The 21190-nt window shown below is 65.7% G+C and carries 17 protein-coding genes and 2 pseudogenes; 14 read left to right on the top strand and 5 right to left on the bottom strand.

All coding sequences use genetic code 11. From position 1 onward, the window contains the following. Positions 1 to 174 precede the first annotated feature (174 nt). From ACSKB9_RS30695 to arfB, 8 genes and pseudogenes are all read left to right on the top strand, one after another. Positions 175 to 1146 carry a bifunctional riboflavin kinase/FAD synthetase gene (locus ACSKB9_RS30695; RefSeq protein ID WP_438077778.1) on the top strand — a complete coding sequence of 324 codons (972 nt, stop codon included), beginning with the start codon at positions 175 to 177 and terminating at the stop codon, positions 1144 to 1146. Next, the gene (locus ACSKB9_RS30690; RefSeq protein WP_168856566.1) at positions 1143 to 1694 is read left to right on the top strand and encodes a sugar O-acetyltransferase; all 552 of its coding nucleotides are present in this window, start codon (positions 1143 to 1145) and stop codon (positions 1692 to 1694) included. Before ACSKB9_RS30695 ends, ACSKB9_RS30690 begins: the two co-directional genes overlap by 4 nt. Before the next feature lie 210 nt (positions 1695 to 1904). Next, positions 1905 to 4918: pseudogene (gene ileS, locus ACSKB9_RS30685) on the top strand (isoleucine--tRNA ligase). After that, positions 4891 to 5411 (top strand): annotated as a pseudogene (lspA, locus tag ACSKB9_RS30680) (signal peptidase II). Before ileS ends, lspA begins: the two co-directional pseudogenes overlap by 28 nt. 101 nt (positions 5412 to 5512) lie before the next feature. Then, positions 5513 to 6244: a hypothetical protein gene (locus ACSKB9_RS30675; protein ID WP_092089068.1), complete on the top strand. Its 732-nt coding sequence runs from the start codon at positions 5513 to 5515 to the stop codon at positions 6242 to 6244. A 150-nt stretch (positions 6245 to 6394) separates the two neighbouring features. Beyond that, the gene (locus ACSKB9_RS30670) at positions 6395 to 7786 is read left to right on the top strand and encodes a M16 family metallopeptidase (protein ID WP_438077776.1); all 1392 of its coding nucleotides are present in this window, start codon (positions 6395 to 6397) and stop codon (positions 7784 to 7786) included. Beyond that, positions 7783 to 9144 carry a M16 family metallopeptidase gene (locus ACSKB9_RS30665; protein WP_438077774.1) on the top strand — a complete coding sequence of 454 codons (1362 nt, stop codon included), beginning with the start codon at positions 7783 to 7785 and terminating at the stop codon, positions 9142 to 9144. The genes ACSKB9_RS30670 and ACSKB9_RS30665 overlap by 4 nt, the downstream gene beginning before the upstream one ends. A 508-nt stretch (positions 9145 to 9652) precedes the next feature. Further along, complete coding sequence (gene arfB / locus ACSKB9_RS30660) at positions 9653 to 10072, top strand: alternative ribosome rescue aminoacyl-tRNA hydrolase ArfB (protein WP_310879656.1); 420 nt, start codon at positions 9653 to 9655, stop codon at positions 10070 to 10072. A gap of 264 nt (positions 10073 to 10336) precedes the next feature. Here arfB and ACSKB9_RS30655 read toward each other — a convergent pair whose 3' ends face one another. Then, entirely contained in the window at positions 10337 to 10636 is a 300-nt protein-coding gene (locus ACSKB9_RS30655) for a hypothetical protein (RefSeq protein ID WP_057016634.1), read from the bottom strand. A gap of 390 nt (positions 10637 to 11026) precedes the next feature. Between ACSKB9_RS30655 and ACSKB9_RS30650 the strand changes: the two genes are divergently transcribed. The 4 genes from ACSKB9_RS30650 to ACSKB9_RS30635 are packed head-to-tail and all read left to right on the top strand — an operon-like array spanning position 11027 to position 13931. Further along, complete coding sequence (locus tag ACSKB9_RS30650; protein ID WP_438080472.1) at positions 11027 to 11347, top strand: c-type cytochrome; 321 nt, start codon at positions 11027 to 11029, stop codon at positions 11345 to 11347. After that, positions 11348 to 11743 (top strand): VOC family protein, encoded by a 396-nt coding sequence (locus tag ACSKB9_RS30645; protein WP_016844454.1) that lies wholly within the window; start codon positions 11348 to 11350, stop codon positions 11741 to 11743. Between the two features lie 53 nt (positions 11744 to 11796). Beyond that, positions 11797 to 12345, top strand: a complete 549-nt coding sequence (locus ACSKB9_RS30640) for a Twin-arginine translocation pathway signal (RefSeq protein WP_076825559.1) — start codon at positions 11797 to 11799, stop codon at positions 12343 to 12345. Between the two features lie 17 nt (positions 12346 to 12362). Then, on the top strand, positions 12363 to 13931 hold the full coding sequence (locus tag ACSKB9_RS30635) for a GMC family oxidoreductase (RefSeq protein ID WP_438077771.1): 1569 nt from the start codon (positions 12363 to 12365) through the stop codon (positions 13929 to 13931). Positions 13932 to 14237: 306 nt separating this feature from the next. Here the strand turns inward: ACSKB9_RS30635 and ACSKB9_RS30630 are convergent, their stop codons facing one another. Beyond that, positions 14238 to 14558: a ribbon-helix-helix domain-containing protein gene (locus ACSKB9_RS30630; protein WP_057016638.1), complete on the bottom strand. Its 321-nt coding sequence runs from the start codon at positions 14556 to 14558 to the stop codon at positions 14238 to 14240. A 233-nt stretch (positions 14559 to 14791) separates the two neighbouring features. Between ACSKB9_RS30630 and mutL the strand changes: the two genes are divergently transcribed. Beyond that, the gene (gene mutL / locus ACSKB9_RS30625) at positions 14792 to 16609 is read left to right on the top strand and encodes a DNA mismatch repair endonuclease MutL (protein ID WP_438077769.1); all 1818 of its coding nucleotides are present in this window, start codon (positions 14792 to 14794) and stop codon (positions 16607 to 16609) included. 318 nt (positions 16610 to 16927) lie between these two features. Here the strand turns inward: mutL and rsmD are convergent, their stop codons facing one another. Both rsmD and ACSKB9_RS30615 read right to left on the bottom strand, forming a co-directional pair. Beyond that, entirely contained in the window at positions 16928 to 17488 is a 561-nt protein-coding gene (gene rsmD / locus ACSKB9_RS30620) for a 16S rRNA (guanine(966)-N(2))-methyltransferase RsmD (protein ID WP_438077767.1), read from the bottom strand. Positions 17489 to 17494: 6 nt separating this feature from the next. Then, positions 17495 to 19537, bottom strand: coding sequence for a pseudouridine synthase (locus ACSKB9_RS30615; protein WP_438077765.1), 2043 nt, complete (start codon positions 19535 to 19537; stop codon positions 17495 to 17497). A 140-nt stretch (positions 19538 to 19677) separates the two neighbouring features. Here ACSKB9_RS30615 and ACSKB9_RS30610 point away from each other — a divergent pair, with 140 nt between their 5' ends. Continuing rightward, on the top strand, positions 19678 to 20124 hold the full coding sequence (locus ACSKB9_RS30610) for a nucleoside deaminase (RefSeq protein ID WP_438077763.1): 447 nt from the start codon (positions 19678 to 19680) through the stop codon (positions 20122 to 20124). Positions 20125 to 20272: 148 nt separating this feature from the next. Here the strand turns inward: ACSKB9_RS30610 and ACSKB9_RS30605 are convergent, their stop codons facing one another. Continuing rightward, positions 20273 to 21178, bottom strand: coding sequence for an alpha/beta fold hydrolase (locus ACSKB9_RS30605; RefSeq protein ID WP_438077761.1), 906 nt, complete (start codon positions 21176 to 21178; stop codon positions 20273 to 20275). Between the last annotated feature and the right edge of the window lie 12 nt (positions 21179 to 21190).

Raw genomic sequence — 21190 nt, 5'->3', positions numbered from 1 at the left:
AAACGCAGCTTTCCGCCAACGACTAACAGCAGCCGTTAAACAGCGCGTTAACCGGCTGAATCCGGATTGTTACGGATTTGACGCGATTTTCGTTAGCCTTGACTTCCACGCCGCCGCCGCGTCACGGTCCGGCCCGCACCAATCATGCTTAAGAATCCTTGAAGAATACCGCTCATGAGCACCGGCTTTACCGTTATCCGCGACAACACCCCCGCAAGCGCCATTCCGAAAGGCGCCGTGGTCGCGATGGGGAATTTCGATGGCGTCCATCTCGGTCACCGCGCCGTGATCGGCGCGGCGCTTGCGATGGGCAGAGCGCGCGGCGTGCCCGCGCTCGCCGTGACCTTCGAGCCGCATCCGCGCAGCTTCTTCAGCCCGAACACTCCGCAATTCCGTCTCACGGACGAGACCAACAAGCTGCGGCTGCTCGCGGCCACCGGCCTCGCGGGCGCCGTCGTCATGACGTTCGACAAGGCGCGCGCCGGTACCACGGCACAGGATTTCATTCACCATGACCTGATCGGCCGGCTCAGCATCAGCGGGATCGCGGTCGGCTACGACTTCCATTTCGGCAAGGGCCGGGTCGGCTCGCCGAGCCTGCTGGTCAGCGAAGCGCCGCGGCTCGGCATCGAGGTCGATGTGCAGGCCCATGTCGACATCGAGGAGCGCCCGGTCTCCTCCAGCGCGATCCGCATGGCGCTCGCCGAAGGCGAGATCGCGGATGCGACCACGATGCTGGGCGGACCGTGGTTCGTCACCGGCAAGGTGGTCCACGGCGAGAAGCGCGGCCGAGATCTCGGTTACCCCACCGCCAATATCCGCCTCGACAAGCATTGCGGCTTGAAGCACGGCATCTACGCGGTGCGGGTCGGCAAGGGCTCGCAACGGTTCGACGGTGTCGCAAGCTTCGGGCGCCGGCCGACCTTCGACAACGGCGCGCCGCTGCTCGAGGTGTTCCTGTTCGACTTCAAGGGCGATCTGTACGACGCGGTCCTTGATGTCGCATTCATCGGTTTCATTCGCGAAGAGCTGAAATTCGACACCATCGAGGCGTTGATACGCCAGATGGATGACGACAGCGCCAAGGCGCGCGCGGTGCTGGCCGCGGCGCCCGACGCGTTCCCGCAGCTCGGAGTGATTGGTTGAACCGGACTGAAAAGCAAAAAATGCTGGCGGGCGAGCTGTATCGCCCGGATGCAGAGCTCGCCGCCGAGCATACAGCGGCGGAACAATGGATGGCACGCTACAATGCGTCGGGCGCATCGTCCGCGGCCGAGTTGCACGCGCTGCTCGGCGAGCGCTTCCGCAAGGTCGGCAGGGATGCCGTGATACGCCCGCCGTTCTTCTGCGATTACGGCAGCAATATCAGCCTCGGCGACGGCGTGTTCCTCAACTTCAATTGCGTCATCCTCGACGTCGTCGAGGTCGCGATCGGCGATCGGACCCAGATCGGACCCGCGGTGCAGATCTATACCGCCGACCACCCGCGCGATGCCGAAACCCGCCGCGCCGGGCTGGAATTCGGCCGCCCGATCCGGATCGGCAGCGACGTCTGGATCGGCGGGGGTGCCATCATTCTGCCCGGCATCACGATCGGCGACGGCGCCCTGGTCGGGGCCGGCAGCGTGGTCACACGGAACGTCGCCCCCGGCGCGATCGTGGCGGGAAATCCGGCCCGGGCACGGCCGGCCTGAACCGCGCCATGCGCGGCCCTGCGAGCCACCGGGGGCTTTGCGATTTCCCCGTCCGGCTGCTATGGAAACCCCATGTTTTCGCGGCGCATCATACGGATTAGCGGCCCGGCTTCCGCCTGAGCCTGAAGGCTCGGCGCAAGACCGGGACTTCGCCGTTTCACCCGCGATTGATCGCGTATCCGCGCCCGCACCTGCCAAATCAGAGCTTTCATGTCCGACAAGCCGCAAAAGACCGACGCCCAAAAGACTGACGTTAGGGACTATTCCAAGACCCTTTACCTGCCGCAGACGGAATTCCCGATGCGCGCCGGCCTGCCCCAGCGCGAGCCGGAAATCCTGAAATACTGGAACGAGATCGGCCTCTACGACAAGCTCCGCCAGGAAGCCGAAGGCCGTGCCAAATTCGTGCTGCATGACGGCCCGCCCTACGCCAACGGCAACATCCATATCGGGCACGCGCTGAACAAGATCCTCAAGGACGTCGTGACCAAGAGCCAGCAGATGCTCGGCTTCGACTCCAACTACGTGCCGGGCTGGGACTGCCACGGCCTGCCGATCGAATGGAAGATTGAGGAGGAGAACTACCGCTCCAAGGGCAAGCAGAAGCCCGATTTCCGCGACTCGGCGGCGATGGTCGCGTTCCGCAAGGAATGCCGTGCCTATGCGACGCACTGGATCAACGTGCAGCGCGAGGAGTTCAAGCGGCTCGGCATCATCGGCGACTGGGATCATCCCTACCAGACGATGAGCTATCCGGCCGAAGCCCAGATCGCTCGCGAACTGATGAAGTTCGCCGCCAACGGCACGCTCTATCGCGGCTCGAAGCCGGTGATGTGGAGCGTGGTCGAGAAGACCGCGCTTGCCGAAGCCGAGGTCGAATACGAGGACTACACCTCCGACATGGTGTGGGTGAAATTCCCGGTCACCTCGCCGGCGCATGGCGCGCTGGCCAATGCCTCGGTCGTGATCTGGACCACCACGCCGTGGACGCTGCCCGGCAACCGCGCCATCTCGTTCTCGCCGAAGATCGCCTATGGCCTCTACAAGGTGACGGACGCGCCGGCGGACAATTGGGCGAAGGCCGGCGATCTCCTGATCCTGGCCGACGCACTTGCCGCCGAGGTGTTCAAGCAGGCCCGCGTCACGTCCTATGAGAAGGTCCGCGATATTCCCGGCGACACGCTGGACGCGGTGGAATGCGCCCATCCGCTGCGCGGCTTCGGTGGCGGCTACGAATTCATCGTGCCGCTGCTCGCCGGCGAGCATGTCACCGACGACACCGGCACCGGCTTCGTGCACACCGCGCCGAGCCACGGCCGCGAGGACTTCGACGTCTGGACGGCCAACACCCGCGAGCTCGATGCGCGCGGCATCCCGACGGCGATCCCGTATACGGTCGACGAGAACGGCGCCTACACCGCACAGGCTCCGGGCTTCACCGGCAAACGCGTGCTCAACGACAAGGGCGAGAAGGGCGATGCCAACGAGGCCGTGATCAAGGCGCTGATCGAGGCCGGCAGGCTGCTCGCGCGCGGCCGCCTCAAGCACCAGTATCCGCACTCCTGGCGCTCCAAGAAGCCGGTGATCTTCCGCAACACGCCGCAATGGTTCATCGCGATGGACAAGCCCATCGCCGAGAACGGCCATGCGAAGAAGGGCGACACGCTGCGCGCCCGCGCGCTGCACGCGATCTCGATCACGCAATGGGTGCCGCCGGCGGGCGAGAACCGCATCAACGGCATGATCGCCAACCGTCCCGACTGGGTGATCTCGCGGCAGCGCGCCTGGGGCGTGCCGATTGCCGTGTTCGTGCGGGAGAACAGCGACGGCTCGGCCGAGATCCTGCAGGACGAGGTCGTCAACCAGCGCATCACCGAGGCGTTCATGGAGGAAGGCGCCGACGCCTGGTACATGGCCGGCGCCCGCGAGCGCTTCCTTGGCAGCCGCGCGTCCGAGAACTGGAAGAAGGTCGACGACATCTGCGACGTCTGGTTCGATTCCGGCTCCACGCATGCCTTCGTGCTGGAAGACCGCCAGAACTTCCCGCAGCTCGGCAACATCGTCCGCAAGGTCGACGGCGGCAACGACACCGTGATGTATCTCGAAGGCAGCGACCAGCATCGCGGCTGGTTCCACTCGTCGCTGCTGGAAAGCGCCGGCACGCGCGGCCGCGCGCCTTATGACATAGTGCTGACCCACGGCTTCACGCTCGACGAGAACGGCCGCAAGATGTCGAAGTCGCTCGGCAACACCGTCGAGCCGCAGAAGGTGATCAAGGATTCCGGCGCGGACATCCTGCGCCTGTGGGTCTGCGCCACCGACTATGCCGACGACCAGCGCATCGGCCCGGAGATCCTCAAGAACACCATCGAGACCTACCGCAAGCTGCGCAACTCGATCCGCTGGATGCTCGGCACGCTGCACCATTTCAAGCCGAGCGAGAAGGTCGCCTTTGCCGAGATGCCCGAGCTCGAGCGGCTGATGCTGCACGAGCTCGCCGGCCACACCGAGACCATCCGCAAGGCCTATGCCGACTTCGACTACAAGACCGTGGTCGCAAGCTTAGCTGCCTTCATGAACTCCGAGCTGTCGGCGTTCTACTTCGACATCCGCAAGGACACGCTGTATTGCGATCCGCCGTCCTCGGTGGCGCGCAAGGCGGCGCTGACCACGATCGATCTGCTCTGCGACGCGATCCTGAAATGGCTGGCGCCGATCCTCAGCTTCACCACCGACGAAGCCTGGCGGATGTATCGGCCGAACGCCGAGCCTTCGGTGCATCTGACTCTGTTTCCCGAAGGTCTCGAGCAGTTCCAGACGACGCGCTTGCCGCGAAGTGGGAGACGGTCCGCAACGTCCGCCGCGTCGTCACCGGCGCGCTCGAACTCGAACGCGCCGCCAAGCGGATCGGCTCCTCGCTCGAGGCATCGCCGGTGATCTACGTCGCTGACAGACAGATGCTGGCCACGCTGTTCGATATCGATCTCGCCGAAGTCTGCATCACCTCGAACTACGAGGTGCGCGAGGGCGAGGCGCCGGCCACAGCCTTCCGCCTCGACGCCGTGCCTGGCGTTGCCGTCGTGGTCGAGAAGGCGGTCGGCACCAAATGCGCCCGTTCGTGGAAGATCCTGCCGACGGTGGGCGAGGACCCCGAATATCCCGACGTCTCGCCGCGCGACGCGCAAGCGCTGCGCGAATGGAAGGCGCTGGAGGTCACGGCTTGAGCTCGCCCGTGCGCGCCGGTGTGCTTGCGGCGGTGATCACCCTGATCGCCGACCAGGCCTCCAAGCTCTGGCTGCTCCACGTCCTCGACATCGTGCATCACGCCCCGGTGCGGGTGACGCCGTTCTTCGACCTGGTGCTCGCCTGGAATCCGGGGATCAGCTTCGGCTGGTTCCAGAGCGAGACCCCGGCGGCCCAGATCCTGCTGATGATGATCAAGGCCGCGGCCGTGATCGCGCTGGCGATCTGGATGGCGCGGTCGCGGACCTGGCTCGCGACGGTGTCGCTCGGCCTGATCATCGGCGGTGCCATCGGGAACGGCATCGACCGCTTCGCCTATGGCGCGGTGGTCGATTTTGCCCTGCTTCATGCCGAGATCGGGGAAAAACCTTCAATTGGTACATCTTCAACCTTGCCGATGTAGCCATCGTTGCTGGCGTGGCAGCCCTATCGTATGATTCCGTGGTGGGGACCCCCGCCGTAAAAGCGCCCTGATCCCGGCCGATACGAGCCGGTCAGCGGCCCACACCTGTATCAAGCGGAACTGTGCCTAAGCCAGTGATCGCTTTGGCGAATTTTGAGATGGGAATGGCGCAATGCGCAACACCAAAGCCCGCGGTTACCTGATCGAGACGTCCCGGCTGTCGCTGATGCGCGGCCTGCGCCTGGCGTTCGTCGCAGCCGGGATCGGCCTTGTCATGACGGCCGGCCCGGTGCGCGCCGGCGACGATGAGGATGACGGCGACGACGGCCTGACCTTCGAAGAGCGGATCGTCGACAATCTGATGACCGGGCTCGGCGCCAAGAGCGCGGCCAGCAAGGGCATCGACTACCGCGAGCGCTCGCCGCTGGTGGTGCCGCCGAAGCTGGATTTGCCCCCGCCGGCATCGACCGCCCAGGTCAACGCGCCGAACTGGCCGAAGGACCCTGATATCGCGGCGCGCAAGGCTGCGATCGCGGCGCGCAAGAAGGAAGTCAAGAAGGAGCCGTGGCAGTCGGCGGTGGCGTTGACGCCGGCCGAGATCGAGGCGGGCCGCAAGCAGCAGACCGCCACCGACGGCCGGAAAGAGCCGCTGGAGCCCGGCGTGAGCACCAATCCGTCGCTGATGCCGAGCCAGCTCGGTTACACCGGCGGCCTGCTCGGCATGTTCAAGGGAAACAGCAGCGAGTCCAAGCCGTTCAAGGGCGAGCCGACGCGCGAATCCCTGACCGAGCCGCCGCCGGGCTACCAGACGCCGTCCGGGGGCTATGCCTACGGCACCGGCCCGCAGGCGCCGATGGCGAAAGAAGGCCAGTACGACGTCATGACCGGAAAACCGGTGCAGTGATCGCTTGGCCTCCGCGGGCGAAGGCTGACATGAGCAAAGCTTAATGCGGGGCGGCGGTGTCTCTCCGCTTCGTGACCATCGGCACGGGAACGACCGTGTACGATGGCTTGCTTTCGCGCCCCGGCCGGTGTCCGGGCTTTCATAAGGACCATGATGCGCTCTCGCCGATCGATCGCCCTGTTCGCTGCCGCATTCGTTTCCACCATCCCGCTGCCGGGTGCCAGCCTCCGCGCCCAGACCACCGTCACCTCGGAACGCCCCGCCAGTTTCACGCTCGACAACGGCCTGCAGGTCGTGGTGATCCCCGACCACCGCACGCCCGTGGTCACGCAGATGATCTGGTACAAGGTCGGCTCGGCCGACGAGACGCCCGGCAAATCGGGCCTCGCGCATTTCCTCGAGCATCTGATGTTCAAGGGCACCGCCAAGCATCCGGCGGGCGAGTTCTCGCAGACCGTGCTGCGCGTCGGCGGCAATGAGAACGCCTTCACCTCGGTCGACTACACCGGCTACTTCCAGCGCGTGCCGCGCGAGCAGCTGCCCACCATGATGGAGTTCGAGGCCGACCGCATGACCGGCCTGATCCTCAAGGACGAGAACGTGCTGCCGGAGCGCGATGTCGTGCTGGAGGAGTTCGACATGCGGGTTGCCAACAACCCGGATGCAAGGCTGACCGAGCAGATCATGGCCGCGCTTTATCTCAACCATCCTTATGGTCGGCCGGTGATCGGCTGGCATCAGGAGATCGAGAAGCTCGACCGCGAGGATGCGCTCGCCTTCTACCGTCGCTTCTACGCACCCAACAACGCGATCCTGGTCATCGCCGGCGACGTCGACGTCAAGGATATCCGCCCGCTGGTCGAGAAGAACTTCGGCCCGATCCCGGCGCAGCGTGCGATCCCCGAGAAGCGGGTCAGGCCGCAGGAGCCGACACCGGCCGCGCCGCGCACCGTGACGCTGTCGGATCCGCGCGTCGAGCAGCCGAGCCTGCGCCGCTATTACCTGGTGCCGTCGGCGACGACGGCGGCAGCGGGCGAGAGCCAGGCGCTCGATGTGCTCGCGCAGTTGATGGGTGGTGGCGCCAACTCCTATCTCTATCGCTCGCTGGTGATCGACAAGGGCCTCGCGATCTCGGCCGGCGCCGGCTACCAGGGCACCTCGCTCGATCCGTCGCAATTCTCGATCTCGGTGACGCCGAAACCCGGCGTCGAGTTCGCGCAGATCGAGGACGCGATCGACAAGGTGATCGCCGACCTCGCGCAGAACCCGGCGCGCGCCGAGGATCTCGAACGGGTCAAGACCCAGCTCATCGCGGAGGCGATCTACGCCCAGGATAACCAGGCGACACTGGCACGCTGGTATGGCGGCGCGCTGACCACCGGGCTCAGCATCGAGGATATCCGCAGCTGGCCGGATCGCATTCGCGCCGTCACTGCCGAGCAGGTGCGCACTGCCGCCGCCAGCTGGCTCGACAAGAAGCGGTCGGTGACCGGCTATCTGATCAAGGATACTGCGCCGAAACGCGAGGAGAAGCGCTCGTGATCTATTCCCTCACCCGCCGTGCGGCGCTGATCGGCGGCGCCTGCGCCGCGCTGCTGACGCTGACCTCAGTGCCCTCGCAGGCCGCGGCCAAGATCCAGCGGCTGGTATCGCCCGGCGGCATCGAGGCGTGGTTCGTGCAGGACGCGACCGTGCCGCTGATCGCGATGGAATATGCCTTCAGCGGCGGCGCCAGCCAGGATCCGCCCGGCAAGCCCGGCGTCGGCAATCTGGTCGCCGACCTGCTCGACGAAGGCTCCGGCGATCTCGATTCCAAAACCTATCATGAGCGGCTCGAGCGCCGCGCCATCGAGCTCAGCTTCCAGTCGAACCGCGATCAATTCCGCGGCTCGCTGCGCATGCTCAAGGACAACAAGGACGAAGCCTACGACCTGTTGCGGATGGCACTGACCTCGCCGCACTTCGAGCCGAAGGACGTCGAACGGATCCGCGCCCAGGTGATCGCCAATCTGCGCCGCGAATCGACCAATCCGTCCTCGCTCGCCGGCCGCAAGTTCCTCGAGCTCGCCTTCGGCGATCATCCCTATGCCAGGACGGCCACCGGCACGCTCGACAGCGTGCCGACCATCCAGATCCCGGATCTCAAGGACTACACCCGCCGCATCATCGCCAAGGATACGCTGCGCGTTGCCGCGGTCGGCGACGTCGATCCCGATACGCTCGGCAAGCTGCTGGACAAGACCTTTGGCGGCCTGCCGGCGAAGGCCGAATTGACGCCCATTCCCGACGTCGTGGCGACCAGGCCGCCGCAGCGCGCCTTCGTCCCGCTCGACGTGCCGCAGACCGTCGTCACCTTCGGCGGCCCCGGCATTGCCAGGCACGACCCGGACTTCATGGCGGCCTATGTGGTGAACCACATTCTCGGCGGCGGCGGATTGTCGTCGCGGCTCTACAAGGAAGTGCGCGAGAAGCGCGGGCTGGCCTACTCGATCTATGAAGCGCTGGTCTGGATGGATCACTCCGCGCTGTTCATCGGCAACACCGGCACCCGCGCCGATCGCGCCGGCGAGACCGTCGATGCGATCGAAGCGGAAGTGCGCCGCATCGCCGAGGAAGGTCCGACGCAGAAGGAGCTCGACGAGGCGAAGTCCTACCTGAAGGGCTCGCAGATGCTGGCGCTCGACACCTCCTCCAAGCTCGCGCAGGCGATGCTGCAATACCAGCTCGACAAGCTGCCGATCGATTACATCGAGAAGCGCAACGCCATCGTCGACGCGGTGACGCTCGACGATGCCAAGCGGGTCGCCAAGAGCCTGGGCAACGGCCTGCTCACCGCAATCGTCGGCCGCGCCCCGCAGGCCGCGGCGCAGCCGGTGTCGGCGCCGCCGAAGGCGAACTGACGCGCTTCGGCGCGCTCTCACTTCTTCGTCCGCACCACCGCCGTGGCCACCCCTCTCCCCACCCTCCCCCGCAAGGGGGAGGGAGCCGGAACAGCGTGCTCACCTCACACCGAGTCACTGCAAACACTACAGCCCGTTCTCGGGCCGTCAGGGACGTATAGGCGGTAGGGCTCCCTCCCCCTTGCGGGTAGGGCAATCGCATATGGCCGTTTGAGGCGATCGGAGTTCCCACAAACTCGTCATGCCCGGGCTTGTCCCGGGCATCCACGTCTTCGTTTCCACGCGAAGAAAAGACGTGGATGGCCGGGACAAGCCCGGCCATGACGGCGCGGAAGCATCGGTTCATTCCATATGCGATTGCCCTGCCCTTGCGGGGGAGGGTGGGAGAGGGGTAAGCCGCACGCGGCGCTCTCAGACGTACCTAACGCTGCATCTACGCAGCTGAAGCACGCACAGCACAAACCCGCTATCCTGCGGCCTGCCGATTCTTCCTTTCACGGGTGATGTCATGCTGCGGGTGTCCCGCGACCTTGCGATCGACGAGAACGACATTGAGATCGTCTTTGTCCGCGCCTCCGGCCCGGGCGGACAGAATGTCAACAAGGTCTCGACCGCGGCGCAGCTTCGCTTCGATACCAACAAGATTGCATTGCCGGCAGACGCCGCGCAGCGGCTGGCGCGGCTCGCCGGCAGCCGCATGACCAAGGACGGCGTGATCGTGATCCACGCCTTCCGCTTTCGCACCCAGGAACGCAATCGCGCCGATGCGATCGAGCGGCTGCTCGAGATGTTGAGGGAGGCGATGGTGCGGCCGACACCGCGGCGGCCGACCAAGCCGACGCTCGGCTCCAAGCAGCGCCGGCTCGAGGGCAAGAAACGCCGCAGCGACATCAAGGCGGGTCGCGGGGCGCGCCGTTTCGACGATTAGATCATAATGCGTTTCCACGGAATCGCATCATGATCTCATCTCCTTGTTTGAGCATGATCTTTTCGGAAAACCGGTTTCCACTTTTCCGGATCATGCTCCAGGGAACGCCGGACGCAGCGCGCGCGGCACTGCATCCGGGATCCGGTCAGCGTAACCAGAAGCGTTTTCGCGCGAAGCGGATGTCGGTTCGCGCGAAGGAACGCGTCAGAACAAGAAGCTTGAGCCTTGGTTCCGATTGATCAGAACCGCGAAGGCTCTCGTGCTTCAGTACTTCTTGGTTGCGGGCGCCATCTCGGAACCACCCGACTTCGGTGCCGTGCGTCCGCTGCCAACCGTTCCCTTGCTCCCCGACTTGGCGGCGGCGCCGCTCTTCTGCGTCGTCGCGCCAGGTTGCGCCGTCATTTCCTCATCGCCGCTGCCGGACATGCCGCCGCCCTGCTGCATGGTACCTCTGCCCTGTGCACCGCCGCGGGTATCCGGTGCAGTCGTTCCCTGTGCCAGGACGGGGCCGGCCATCGCGGCCGAGATGGCAAGGGCGAGCACGCTGGTTTTTGCAAACGTCATCCATTTCTCCTGGGACTTTAATTGACGATGGAGGAGCGGCGCAGGTGGTGCGCCGTTTGCAGCGCCGACCCTGAACCCCATCGCGCAAGACTGCATTTTCCGCAAACGGCGCACGCGAGATGCAAGCTGCGTCGTGTGGTGATCGTGCAGGGATTTCGCGGTCATTTTGCGAAATTGTCGTCCGCATATGCGGCAACCATCGGTTCCGCGCCAGATCACCGCCCAGCTTTGTTCTGCTGTGAAACAGCCCGCTACTACCAACGGCGGATTTCAGCCTCCTACAGTCACCGCACAGAGGCGGTGATGTAGATGACAAAGCTGCGCGCAAGGTGGTCGTTGGGGCTGGGATTTTGCAGCGCAATGCTTGCAGTGCAAATGACGGCTGCGCAGATGCCCCTGCCCGCCGCCAGGCCGCCCGATGGGGCGACGCTGTTCAAGCAGCAATGCGCGACCTGCCACACCACCAACATGTCGGATGCCGTCCGGCAAGGACCGTCGCTCTATAAGGTCGTCGGCCGCCACGCCGGCAAGGCCGACGGCTTCAAATATTCCGCGGGCTTCAGCAAGGCCGACTTCGTCTGGGACGACGCCAGGCTCGACGCCTGGCTGACCAATCCGCAGGAGGTGATCCCCGGCGCCGTGATGGCCTACCGGCAGGCCAAGCCGGAAACCCGCGCCATGATCATCGCCTATCTGAAGGAGCTGAACTGAATGGCGAAACCCGTGCATTCGATGATCCGCGTGCTCGACGAAGCCAAAGCGCTCGACTTCTACCAGCGCGCGTTCGGCCTCGAGATCGCGGACAATCTGAGATTTCCCGATTTCGCGCTGATCTATCTGCGCCATCCTTCCTCGCCGTTCGAGGTCGAGCTCACGGTCAATTTCGATCGCAAGGAGCCCTACACGCTCGGCGACGGCTACGGCCATCTCGCCGTCATCGTCGATGACGTCGATGCCGAGCACGCGCGCTTCGAGAAGGAGAAACTGTCGCCCGGGCCGCTGCGCGACTTCAAGCACGACGGCAAGACGCTGGCGCGCTTCTTCTTCGTTTCCGATCCCGACGGCTACAAGATCGAGGTGATCCAGCGCGGCGGGCGCTTCGGCTAGAGCATGCTCAAACAACAAGGCAATTGCACAAACAAAAATTGACGGAGGAACCCATGAGAGAAATCGATCGACGCAGCAAATATGACCGGCGTGTCTTTCTCAAAGGCGCGGCCGTTACCGCACCCGCAGTCGCGATTGCGACCTCGACGGGGCTCGGCATCACCGATGCGTGGGCCGAAGGCGCCACGACGCTGACGCCGGCCACGATGAAGACGCTGCTCAAGATGGCGCGCGACATCTATCCGCACGATTTCCTCGGCGACAGCTACTACATAGCAGCGGTCAAGCCGTATGATGAGAAGGCCGCGAAGGATCCGGCGGTCAAGTCGCTGATCAATGACGGCGTCACGAGGCTCGATCAGGCGGCCAACGACCGCCACAAGATGCCTTATGTCCAGGTCGCCTGGGAAAACGACCGCGTCGCGCTGCTGCAACAGATCGAACAGAGCGCGTTCTTCCAGAAGATCCGCGGCGACCTCATCGTCTCCATCTACAATAACAAGGAGGTGTGGCCGCGGTTCGGCTACGAGGGCTCCTCGGCCGAGCATGGCGGCTACATCAAGCGCGGCTTCGCCGATATCGACTGGCTGCCGAAGGTCTAACGGGTCGGGAGGAAACAATGGCAAAATTCGATCTGAATGACAGCGGCGTTGTGGTGATCGTCGGCTCCGGTGCCGGCGGCGGAACGCTCGGCAATGAACTGGCGCAGAAGGGCGTCAAGGTCGTCATCCTGGAGGCCGGCCCGCGCATCGAGAACCAGGACTTCATCAACGATGAATGGGACAGCTTCACCCAGCTCGCCTGGTCCGACGCGCGTTCGACCTCGGGCAGCTGGCGCGTCCACCAGGATTTTCCGGGCCTGCCGGCCTGGATCGTGAAGGCGGTCGGCGGCTCGACCACGCATTGGGCCGGCGCCTCGCTGCGCTTCGACGAGCACGAATTCAAGATCAAGTCGGCCTATGGCGCCATTCCCGGCGCCAACCTGATCGACTGGCCGATCACGCTCGCCGAGATGGAGCCGTGGTACGCCAAGGCCGAGGACAAGATGGGTGTCACCCGCACCAACGGCATCCCCGGACTGCCCGGCAACAATAACTTCAAGGTGATGGAGGCCGGCGCGAAGAAGCTCGGCTACAAGGAGGTGCACACCGGGCGGATGGCGATCAACAGCGAGCCGCGCGACGGCCGCGGCTCCTGCCAGCAGATCGGCTTCTGCTTCCAGGGCTGCAAGTCGGGCGCCAAATGGTCGACGCTCTACACCGAGATCCCGAAGGGCGAAGCCACCGGCAATCTCGAAGTGCGCCCCGGCAGCATGGTGATCAAGATCGAGCACGACCAGTCCGGCAAGGTCACCGGCGTGGTCTATGCCGATGCGACGGGCGCGATGCAGCGCCAGAAGGCCCGCGTCGTCGCGGTCGCCGGCAACTCGATCGAGAGCCCGCGGCTGTTGCTCAACAGCGCCTCCAGCATGTTCCCGGACGGGCTCGCCAATTCATCCGGCCAGGTCGGCCGCAACTACATGCGGCACATGACCGGCAGCGTATATGCGAGCTTCGAGAAATCGGTGCACATGTATCGCGGCACCACGATGGCCGGCATCATCCGCGACGAGGCCAAGAACGATCCGAAGCGCGGCTTCGTCGGCGGCTACGAGATGGAGACGCTGTCGCTCGGCCTGCCCTTCATGGCCGCGTTCCTCAATCCCGGCGCCTGGGGACGCAGCTTCACCAGCGCGATCGAGGGCTATCCGCGGATGGCCGGCATGTGGCTGGTCGGCGAGGACATGCCGCAGGAGACCAACCGCATCACGCTGGATCCGAAGATCAAGGACAAGTTCGGCATGCCGGTCGCCAGCGTGCATTTCGACGATCATCCGAACGACGTTGCGATGCGCGATCACGCGTACAAGCAGGGCTCCGCGGTCTATGAGGCGGTCGGTGCCACCGTCACCTATCCGACGCCGCCCTATCCCTCGACCCACAACATGGGCACCAACCGGATGAGCGAGAAGCCGCGCGACGGCGTGATCAACAAGTTCGGCCAGACCCACGACATCAAGAACCTGTTCGTTTCCGACGGCAGCCAGTTCACGTCAGGCGCAGCGTGCAACCCGACGCTGACGATCGTGTCGCTGGCGATCCGCCAGGCCGACCACATCGCCGGCGCGATGCAGCGCAAGGAGATCTAGACCAGACGACCATTCGAACCGAGTCGCGGATTCCGCCTCACCTCGCCCCGCGTGCGGGGAGAGGTCGGAGCGCATCGTTAGGTGCGTTCCGGGTGAGGGGGGTCTCCGCAAACGCAGCTGTCACCGGATACGCGGAGACGGCCCCTCACCCCAACCCTCTCCCCGTAAGAACGGGGCGAGGGAGCGCAGCGCCGTCGCGGTCGCCACTGCGCTTTAGCAAGAAAATACAATTCCCCTCTCACTGAAGCGGCCTTGCCCAACTGGACAAGGCCGCTTTCTTCTTTGCGTGATGGACCGGTGCGAAATCTATTCCGCGGCATCCATGATCGCCGTCGTCTCGCGATAATCCGGCACGACCGCCGGCGCGTTGGCCTTGGCGCGGTAGATCAGGCAGGAGCAGCGCAGCAGCGAGGCGAAATTGTTCACCTCGCCGTGATGATCGAGCACCTCGTTGTGCAGGGTGGTGAGGAACTTGGCCAAGGTCATGCCTTCCTTGGCCGCGATCTCCTCCAGCGTATCCCAGAACGACATTTCCAGCCGGATCGAGGTGCAATGGCCGTCGATCCGCAACGATCGGGTCTGCGATTCATAGTCGCGTTGCGGCTGATGCGCGAAAAGATGGCACATGGCGTTCCTCCGGCGAGAACTTATAATTTTTCTAAACGATATACCTGTGCGCGCGGCCCCACAATCGGGACGTAGGGCGTAACGTGCCGGCCGCCGAAGCCAAGCGTCTTCAAGGCGATAGGCCGGACTCATCCCCAACCTGCTTGCGGCCGCCATATCGGTCCCATGCATTTGCCGGCGCGGCGACTTATAGTAACGGCCAGCCTCGAATCGCTCCTCCGACCGTCCAATCCATGCCCGTCCGCCAGCTTCCCGAACAGCTCGTCAACCGCATCGCCGCCGGCGAAGTGGTCGAACGCCCCTCGAGCGTGGTCAAGGAACTGGTCGAGAACGCGATCGACGCCGGCGCCAGCCGAATCGACGTTTTCACCGATGGCGGCGGGCGGCGCCGGATCGGCATCACCGACGATGGCGGCGGCATGACCCGCGCCGACCTCGCGCTTGCGGTCGACCGTCACGCCACGTCCAAGCTCGACGACGAAGACCTGTTGCGCATCCGCACGCTCGGCTTCCGCGGCGAGGCGCTGCCCTCGATCGGCGCGGTCGCAAAGCTCGGCATCACGACGCGTCATGCCAGCGAGCCGCATGCCTGGTCGCTGTCGGTCGAAGGCGGCGAGAAGTCGGAGGTCATGCCGGCCGCGCTCGGCCAGGGCACCCGCGTCGAGGTCAATGAACTCTTCTACGCAACGCCGGCGCGACTGAAGTTCCTCAAGACCGACCGCACCGAGGCGGAGGCGATCCGCGAGGTGGTGCGCCGCCTCGGCATGGCGCGCCCGGACATCGCCTTCACGCTGGCCGGCGAAGAGCGCGCGCCGGTCACCTGGGCCGCAGCGCTGCCCGGCGCGGCCGGCCGGCTGACCCGGCTCGGCGATATCCTGGGTGCGGATTTTCGCAGCTGTGCGATCGAGGTGCGCGCCGAGCGCGAGGGCGTCGTGGTCGAAGGCTTTGCCGCCGCGCCGTCGCTGACCCGCGCCAATGCGCTCGGGCAATATCTGTTCGTCAACGGCCGCCCGGTGCGCGACAAGCTGATCCTCGGCGCCGTGCGCGCAGCCTATTCCGACTACCTGCCACGCGACCGCCATCCCGTCGTGGCGCTGTTCGTGACCTGCGACCCGCGGGAGGTCGATGCCAATGTGCATCCGGCCAAGACCGAGGTGCGCTTCCGCAATGCCGGCCTGGTCCGCGCGCTCATCGTGCACGCCTTGAAGGAAGGCCTCGCGCGCGAAGGCAGGCGCACCGCGGCCAATACCGCCGACGGCGCCGCGCTCTCGGCCTTCCGCCCGGCCTTCACGCCGCCGCGCCCGGGCAATTGGGACTGGCGCGGCTCGCCGTCCTATCCGGCTGGCCCGATGCGCGCGTTCGACGGCGCGGCGGCGGCCGCCTTCGCCGAGCCCGGACAGGCCGCCTTCGACGTCGGCGCGCCGACCGCCGATGTGCGCTTCGAGGCCGCGCCCGCGCCCGACCTGCTCGACCGGCCGCTGGGCGCCGCGCGCACCCAGATCCACGAGACCTACATCGTCTCGCAGACCCGCGATGGCCTCATCGTGGTCGACCAGCACGCGGCGCATGAGCGTATCGTCTATGAGAAGCTCAAGGCCTCGCTGGCGAAGAACGGCGTGCAGCGGCAGATCCTCTTGATCCCCGAGATCGTCGAGTTCGATGAGGCGACCGTCGAGAAGCTGCTCGACCGCGCCGAGGAGCTGGCGTCATTCGGGCTCGCGATCGAATCCTTCGGCCCCGGCGCGGTCGCGGTGCGCGAGACGCCCTCGCTGCTCGGCAAGGCCAATGCGGCGGGCCTGTTGCGCGACCTCGCCGAGCACATGGCCGAGTGGGACGAGGCGCTGCCGCTGGAGCGCCGGCTGATGCATGTCGCCGCCACCATGGCCTGCCACGGCTCGGTCCGCGCCGGCCGCCGCCTCAAGCCGGAAGAGATGAACGCACTGCTCCGCGAGATGGAAGACACGCCGAACTCCGGCCAGTGCAACCACGGCCGCCCGACCTATGTCGAATTGAAGCTGAGCGATATCGAGAAGCTGTTCGGGCGGCGGTAGCGAGGAACTGTGGTGAAGCGAGACGATTTGAAGCTCTTGATTTTGGACGCAATCGCATCTCGCGGTGGCAGCGCGCGTATTGCAGAAATCGGGAAGTATATTTGGGATCGGCATGAGTTCCGACCTCAAGGCCTCGGGCGAATTCTTCTATGTGTGGCAGTATGAACTGAGATGGGCGTCAAACCAATTGGCCCGCGACGGAAAGCTCGACAAGACCTCAACGCGAGGGGTCTGGAAAACGTCCCCCTGAGTTTCAGCATCGTCGGCGACCGAAGCGTTGTCGCTTCGTAGGATGGGTTTCGCTTCGCTCTACCCATCCTACGAATCTGAAATCTTCAAAAACACGAACTCCGTGTCGTCATACGCCCGCCGCTCGAGCTCCTCGAAGCCCTCGGGTGCCGCGAACGCGGCGGCCTTCGCCTCCTCCACCACGAGCAGCGCGCCCGGCGTCAGCCAGCCGCCGTCGCGCAGCGAGGCGAGCGCCTTGTCGGCTAGCCCCTTGCCATAGGGCGGATCGAGAAACACCAGCGAGAACGGCTCGACCGGATGCGCCGGTCCAAGAGCGGTGGCATCGCGGCGATAGACCTTGGTCGTGCCGCCGAGACCCAACGATTCGACATTGTTGCGCAGCAGCGCCCGCGCCTCGGCGCCATTGTCGACGAACAGCGTGAACCTGGCGCCGCGCGAGACCGCCTCGATGCCGAGCGCGCCGGTGCCGGCAAACAGATCGAGCACGCGCGCGTCCTCAATCGGATTGTCGTAGGCGTGGATCAGAATGTTGAACACGGACTCGCGCAGGCGGTCCGCGGTCGGACGAATCTCGCGGCCCGCAGGCGAAGCGAGATTGCGGCCCTTCAGCCTGCCCCCGACGACGCGCATTGACCGTTACTCGTCCCGCGGCTTGAGATCGCGCTTGCCGTGATAGCCGCGCTTGGGACGACGCGGCGGGCCGTAGCCGTTCGCCTCGTCTTCATTGCGGGCACGCGCTTCCTCGCTGCCGGTGCGCTGCACCAGCACTCGGCGGCCCTTGCGATCGTTGATGGTTTCGCGCTTGCTGGGCTTCGGCTTCCTGGCGGGCGCATCGTCGCTGTCGGCTGCGTCACGCTGCTCCGGCCGCGTGAAGTCGGCGCCTGCGATCTTGGCGATCTTCTCGCCGAGCTGCTCGCGCAGCACCCGCGTCTTGACCTCCTCGACCTTGCCCTCCTCGAGCTCGCCGAGCTGGAACGGACCGTAGGAGATCCGGATCAGCCGGTTCACCTCGAGCCCGAGATGCGCCATCACGTTGCGCACCTCGCGGTTCTTGCCTTCGCGGATCGCGAACACCACCCACACATTGGCGCTCTGGTCGCGCTCCAGCGTCGCGTCGATCGGTCCGTATTTGACGCCGTCGACCTCGACGCCACCCTTGAGCTGGTCGAGCTGGCCCTGCGTCACCTCGCCATGCGCGCGCACGCGGTACCGGCGCAGCCATCCGGTGTCGGGATGCTCCAGTGTCCGCGCCAGGCCGCCGTCGTTGGTCAGCAGCAACAGGCCCTCGGTGTTGAAATCCAGCCGGCCGATCGAGATCAGCCGCGGCAAGCCCTCGGGCAGATTGTCGAACACGGTCGGCCGCCCCTCAGGATCGGCATGCGTCGTCATCAGCCCGCGCGGCTTGTGATACATGAACAGCCGCGTCCGCTCGCGCGGCGGCAACGGCTTGCCGTCGACCGCCACGACATCGTTGTCGGTGATATCGAGCGCCGGCGAGTTGATCACGCGCCCGTTGACGGTGACGCGCCCTTGCGTGACGATCTCCTCGGCATCGCGGCGCGAGGCGAGACCGGCGCGCGCCAATACCTTGGCGATGCGTTCGCCTGTCTTCTTCGGCTTCGGCTCGGGACGCTCGCGCCGGTCGTCGGTGGCGCGTTCGCGATAGGCACCGCGGCCGCCGAAGGCCGGGCGCTTCGCAAAGATCCTGCTGTCGTCCTCATTGTCGCGGCGCGGCCGGTCGGAGAAGCGGCCCTCGCTGCGCGGGTGCTCCTGCCAGTCGGTGCGGCCTTCGGGCCGCTCACGGCGGCGGCTGTCGCGGCCACCATCTTCATCATGACGATCCCAGCGCGGCCGGCCGAACTTCGGACGATCACCTTGCTCACGATCGTCGCGGGACCTCGAGAATCGCGGACGTTCGCCGCCACCGCGATCCTCGCGCGACCGCGAAAAGCGCGGACGCTCGTCGCCGCCGCGGTCGTCGCGCGGTTTGCGATCCCGCTTTTGCCAGGGCTTCTCGTCGCTGCGGTCGCGGCCTTCGAAGTCGCGGTCGCGCTTGAAGCGCGGCCGATCGCCGAAATCGCGGCGCGGCGCATCGCCGTCCTCGCGGCGGCGGAACGGGCGGCCCTCGCCCTTGTCGCGGAACGAACCCTTGTCGCGATCGCCGCGCGAAAACTTCCGGTCGTCGAATTTGCGCTCGGCGCGCTCGCCGCGCGGCGCAAAGGTCCGCTTCTCGCCGTCGCGCTCGCCACGCGGCGTGTAGGGGCGCTTCTCGCGATCGCCATAGGACCGCTTCTCGCCGAACTTGCGGTCGGATGACCGGCCCTCCGAGCGCGCGCCACCGCGCTGCGGACGATCGCCCGCATCAAAGTCGCGGCGGTCGCCGCGCGGTTTGAACGGGCGCTTTCCGCCCCCCTCGCCGCCGCGGTCGTCGCGCTTGAAGCGGGGCCGGTCGCCGTAATCGCGGCGCGGCGCATCGCCATCCTCGCGGCGGCGGAACGAGCGGCCCTCGCCCTTGTCGCCGAACGAGCGCTTGTCGCGATCACCACCTTTGCCGCCGAAGCTGCGCTTGCCGAACGGCTTGTCCGATCCGCGGGAGCCACTGGGCCGCCCCTTCCCGGGCGCCCCCCGGTCCCGCCGGCCGCGCGGGGAATCGTTGTTTTTGTCGCTGTCGCGGGGCATGAATGTTCTCGCCTGGAGGTTCAATTGGGGCGCAGGGCAACCGGCGATACGCGCGCCATCTGGGCGCGACTGGCGCAAAACCGGCATCCACTTCTGCTGAAGGCGACGCTACTAGCAGGTTTCTTCCGATGATACGAGGCATGTCTGCCCCTTCTTTCATGGATTTGGCGCTAAAAACCGCCGAAAGTGCCGGAAAAGCTGGCGAGGTTCCGATCGGATGCGTGATCGTGCGGGGCTACGAGGTGATCGCCACCGCCGGCAACCGCACCCTGACCGACCACGATCCGACGGCCCATGCGGAGATCCTGGCGATCCGGCGGGCCGCCGAGGCCATCGGCACCGAGCGGCTGGTCGATTGCGACCTCTACGTGACGCTGGAGCCCTGCACCATGTGTGCCGGCGCGATCTCCTTTGCCCGCATCCGCCGGCTCTATTACGGCGCCGCCGACCCCAAGGGCGGCGCGATCGAGTCAGGCGTCCGGTTCTTCGCGCAGCCGACCTGCCACCACGTGCCGGAGGTCTATGGCGCGGTCGGCGAGACCGAGTCCGCGCGCCTGCTGCGCGAGTTCTTCAGGGAGCGGCGCTGACGAATTCGTAGCGCGGATGAAGCTCCCTCCTCGTCATTGCGAGCGAAGCGAAGCAATCCACGTCTCAGCACGGGGATAGAATGGATTGCTTCGTCGCTTCAGCGCAAAATTGCTTTGCAATTTTGTCGCGAGCTCCTCGCAATGACGGCTACCCCGCCAGGAAAAACTCGCGCAGCAGCTTCGCCGTCGCCTCCGGAGCCTCCTCGGGCAAAAAGTGCCCTGACGCCACCGGCGCGCCGCTGACATTGGTGGCCCAGGTCTTCCAGGTGTCGAGCGGCGTCGTTGCCGCGCTGGCAACTCCGGCATCGCCCCACAGCGCCAGCATCGGGATCGTGATCTTCTTGCCGGCGTCGACATCGGCCTTGTCGATCTCGTAGTCGGCATAGGCGCCGGCGCGATAGTCCTCGCACATCGCGTGGATGCGCGCGGGATCACGGAATGGCGCGAGGTAGTGCTCAAGCGCGCGCGGATCGATCGCCTCCAGCGTCTTGCTCCTGGTCTGGCTCGCCATCTTTTCCTTGAGGAAGAATTCGCCATTGTTGGAGATCAGCGTCTCCGGCAGCGGATAGGGCTGCGCCAGGAACGCCCAGTGGTAGATCTTCAGCGCGGACAGGCGATTGAGCTTCTGCCAGTAATCATAGGTCGGCGCGATATCGAGCACCGCAAGCTTCGACAAGCGGCCGGGATGATCGAGCGCGAGCCGGTACGACACCCGGCCGCCGCGGTCGTGGCCGGCGAGCGCGAAATGCACGTGCCCGAGTTGCTCCATCACTTCGACCATGGTCTTGGCCCAGGCCCGCTTGGTGTAGGGCGTATGGTCCTTGTCGCTGTCGGGCATATCGGACCAGCCGTAGCCCGGCAGGTCGGCGATGATCAGCGTGAACCTGTCGTCGAGTTTCGGCGCGACCGTGTGCCACATCACATGCGTCGAGGAGAAGCCGTGCAGCAGCAGCAATGGCGGGCCCTTGCCGCCGACGCGGGCGAAGATGCGGCCCTGCGAGGTGTTGATCCATTCGGACGCATAGCCGGGAAAAAGATCAGCGAGATCAGGCATCGGTAGCTCCTC

The organism is Bradyrhizobium sp. BR 1433, assembly GCF_051547665.1.
Classification (GTDB): Bacteria; Pseudomonadota; Alphaproteobacteria; order Rhizobiales; family Xanthobacteraceae; genus Bradyrhizobium; species Bradyrhizobium australafricanum.
This window is presented reverse-complemented; position numbering and strand designations above follow the sequence as displayed.

What these genes read in the sequence shown, in the direction of transcription:
- ACSKB9_RS30695 (WP_438077778.1), top strand. Translation starts at nt 175, where the DNA reads ATGAGCACCGGCTTTACCGTTATCCGCGACAACACCCCCGCAAGCGCC.
- ACSKB9_RS30675 (WP_092089068.1), top strand. Translation starts at nt 5,513, where the DNA reads ATGCGCAACACCAAAGCCCGCGGTTACCTGATCGAGACGTCCCGGCTG.
- ACSKB9_RS30670 (WP_438077776.1), top strand. Translation starts at nt 6,395, where the DNA reads ATGATGCGCTCTCGCCGATCGATCGCCCTGTTCGCTGCCGCATTCGTT.
- arfB (WP_310879656.1), top strand. Translation starts at nt 9,653, where the DNA reads ATGCTGCGGGTGTCCCGCGACCTTGCGATCGACGAGAACGACATTGAG.
- ACSKB9_RS30655 (WP_057016634.1), bottom strand. Translation starts at nt 10,636, where the DNA reads ATGACGTTTGCAAAAACCAGCGTGCTCGCCCTTGCCATCTCGGCCGCG.
- ACSKB9_RS30650 (WP_438080472.1), top strand. Translation starts at nt 11,027, where the DNA reads ATGCCCCTGCCCGCCGCCAGGCCGCCCGATGGGGCGACGCTGTTCAAG.
- ACSKB9_RS30645 (WP_016844454.1), top strand. Translation starts at nt 11,348, where the DNA reads ATGGCGAAACCCGTGCATTCGATGATCCGCGTGCTCGACGAAGCCAAA.
- ACSKB9_RS30640 (WP_076825559.1), top strand. Translation starts at nt 11,797, where the DNA reads ATGAGAGAAATCGATCGACGCAGCAAATATGACCGGCGTGTCTTTCTC.
- ACSKB9_RS30635 (WP_438077771.1), top strand. Translation starts at nt 12,363, where the DNA reads ATGGCAAAATTCGATCTGAATGACAGCGGCGTTGTGGTGATCGTCGGC.
- ACSKB9_RS30630 (WP_057016638.1), bottom strand. Translation starts at nt 14,558, where the DNA reads ATGTGCCATCTTTTCGCGCATCAGCCGCAACGCGACTATGAATCGCAG.
- mutL (WP_438077769.1), top strand. Translation starts at nt 14,792, where the DNA reads ATGCCCGTCCGCCAGCTTCCCGAACAGCTCGTCAACCGCATCGCCGCC.
- rsmD (WP_438077767.1), bottom strand. Translation starts at nt 17,488, where the DNA reads ATGCGCGTCGTCGGGGGCAGGCTGAAGGGCCGCAATCTCGCTTCGCCT.
- ACSKB9_RS30615 (WP_438077765.1), bottom strand. Translation starts at nt 19,537, where the DNA reads ATGCCCCGCGACAGCGACAAAAACAACGATTCCCCGCGCGGCCGGCGG.
- ACSKB9_RS30610 (WP_438077763.1), top strand. Translation starts at nt 19,678, where the DNA reads ATGTCTGCCCCTTCTTTCATGGATTTGGCGCTAAAAACCGCCGAAAGT.
- ACSKB9_RS30605 (WP_438077761.1), bottom strand. Translation starts at nt 21,178, where the DNA reads ATGCCTGATCTCGCTGATCTTTTTCCCGGCTATGCGTCCGAATGGATC.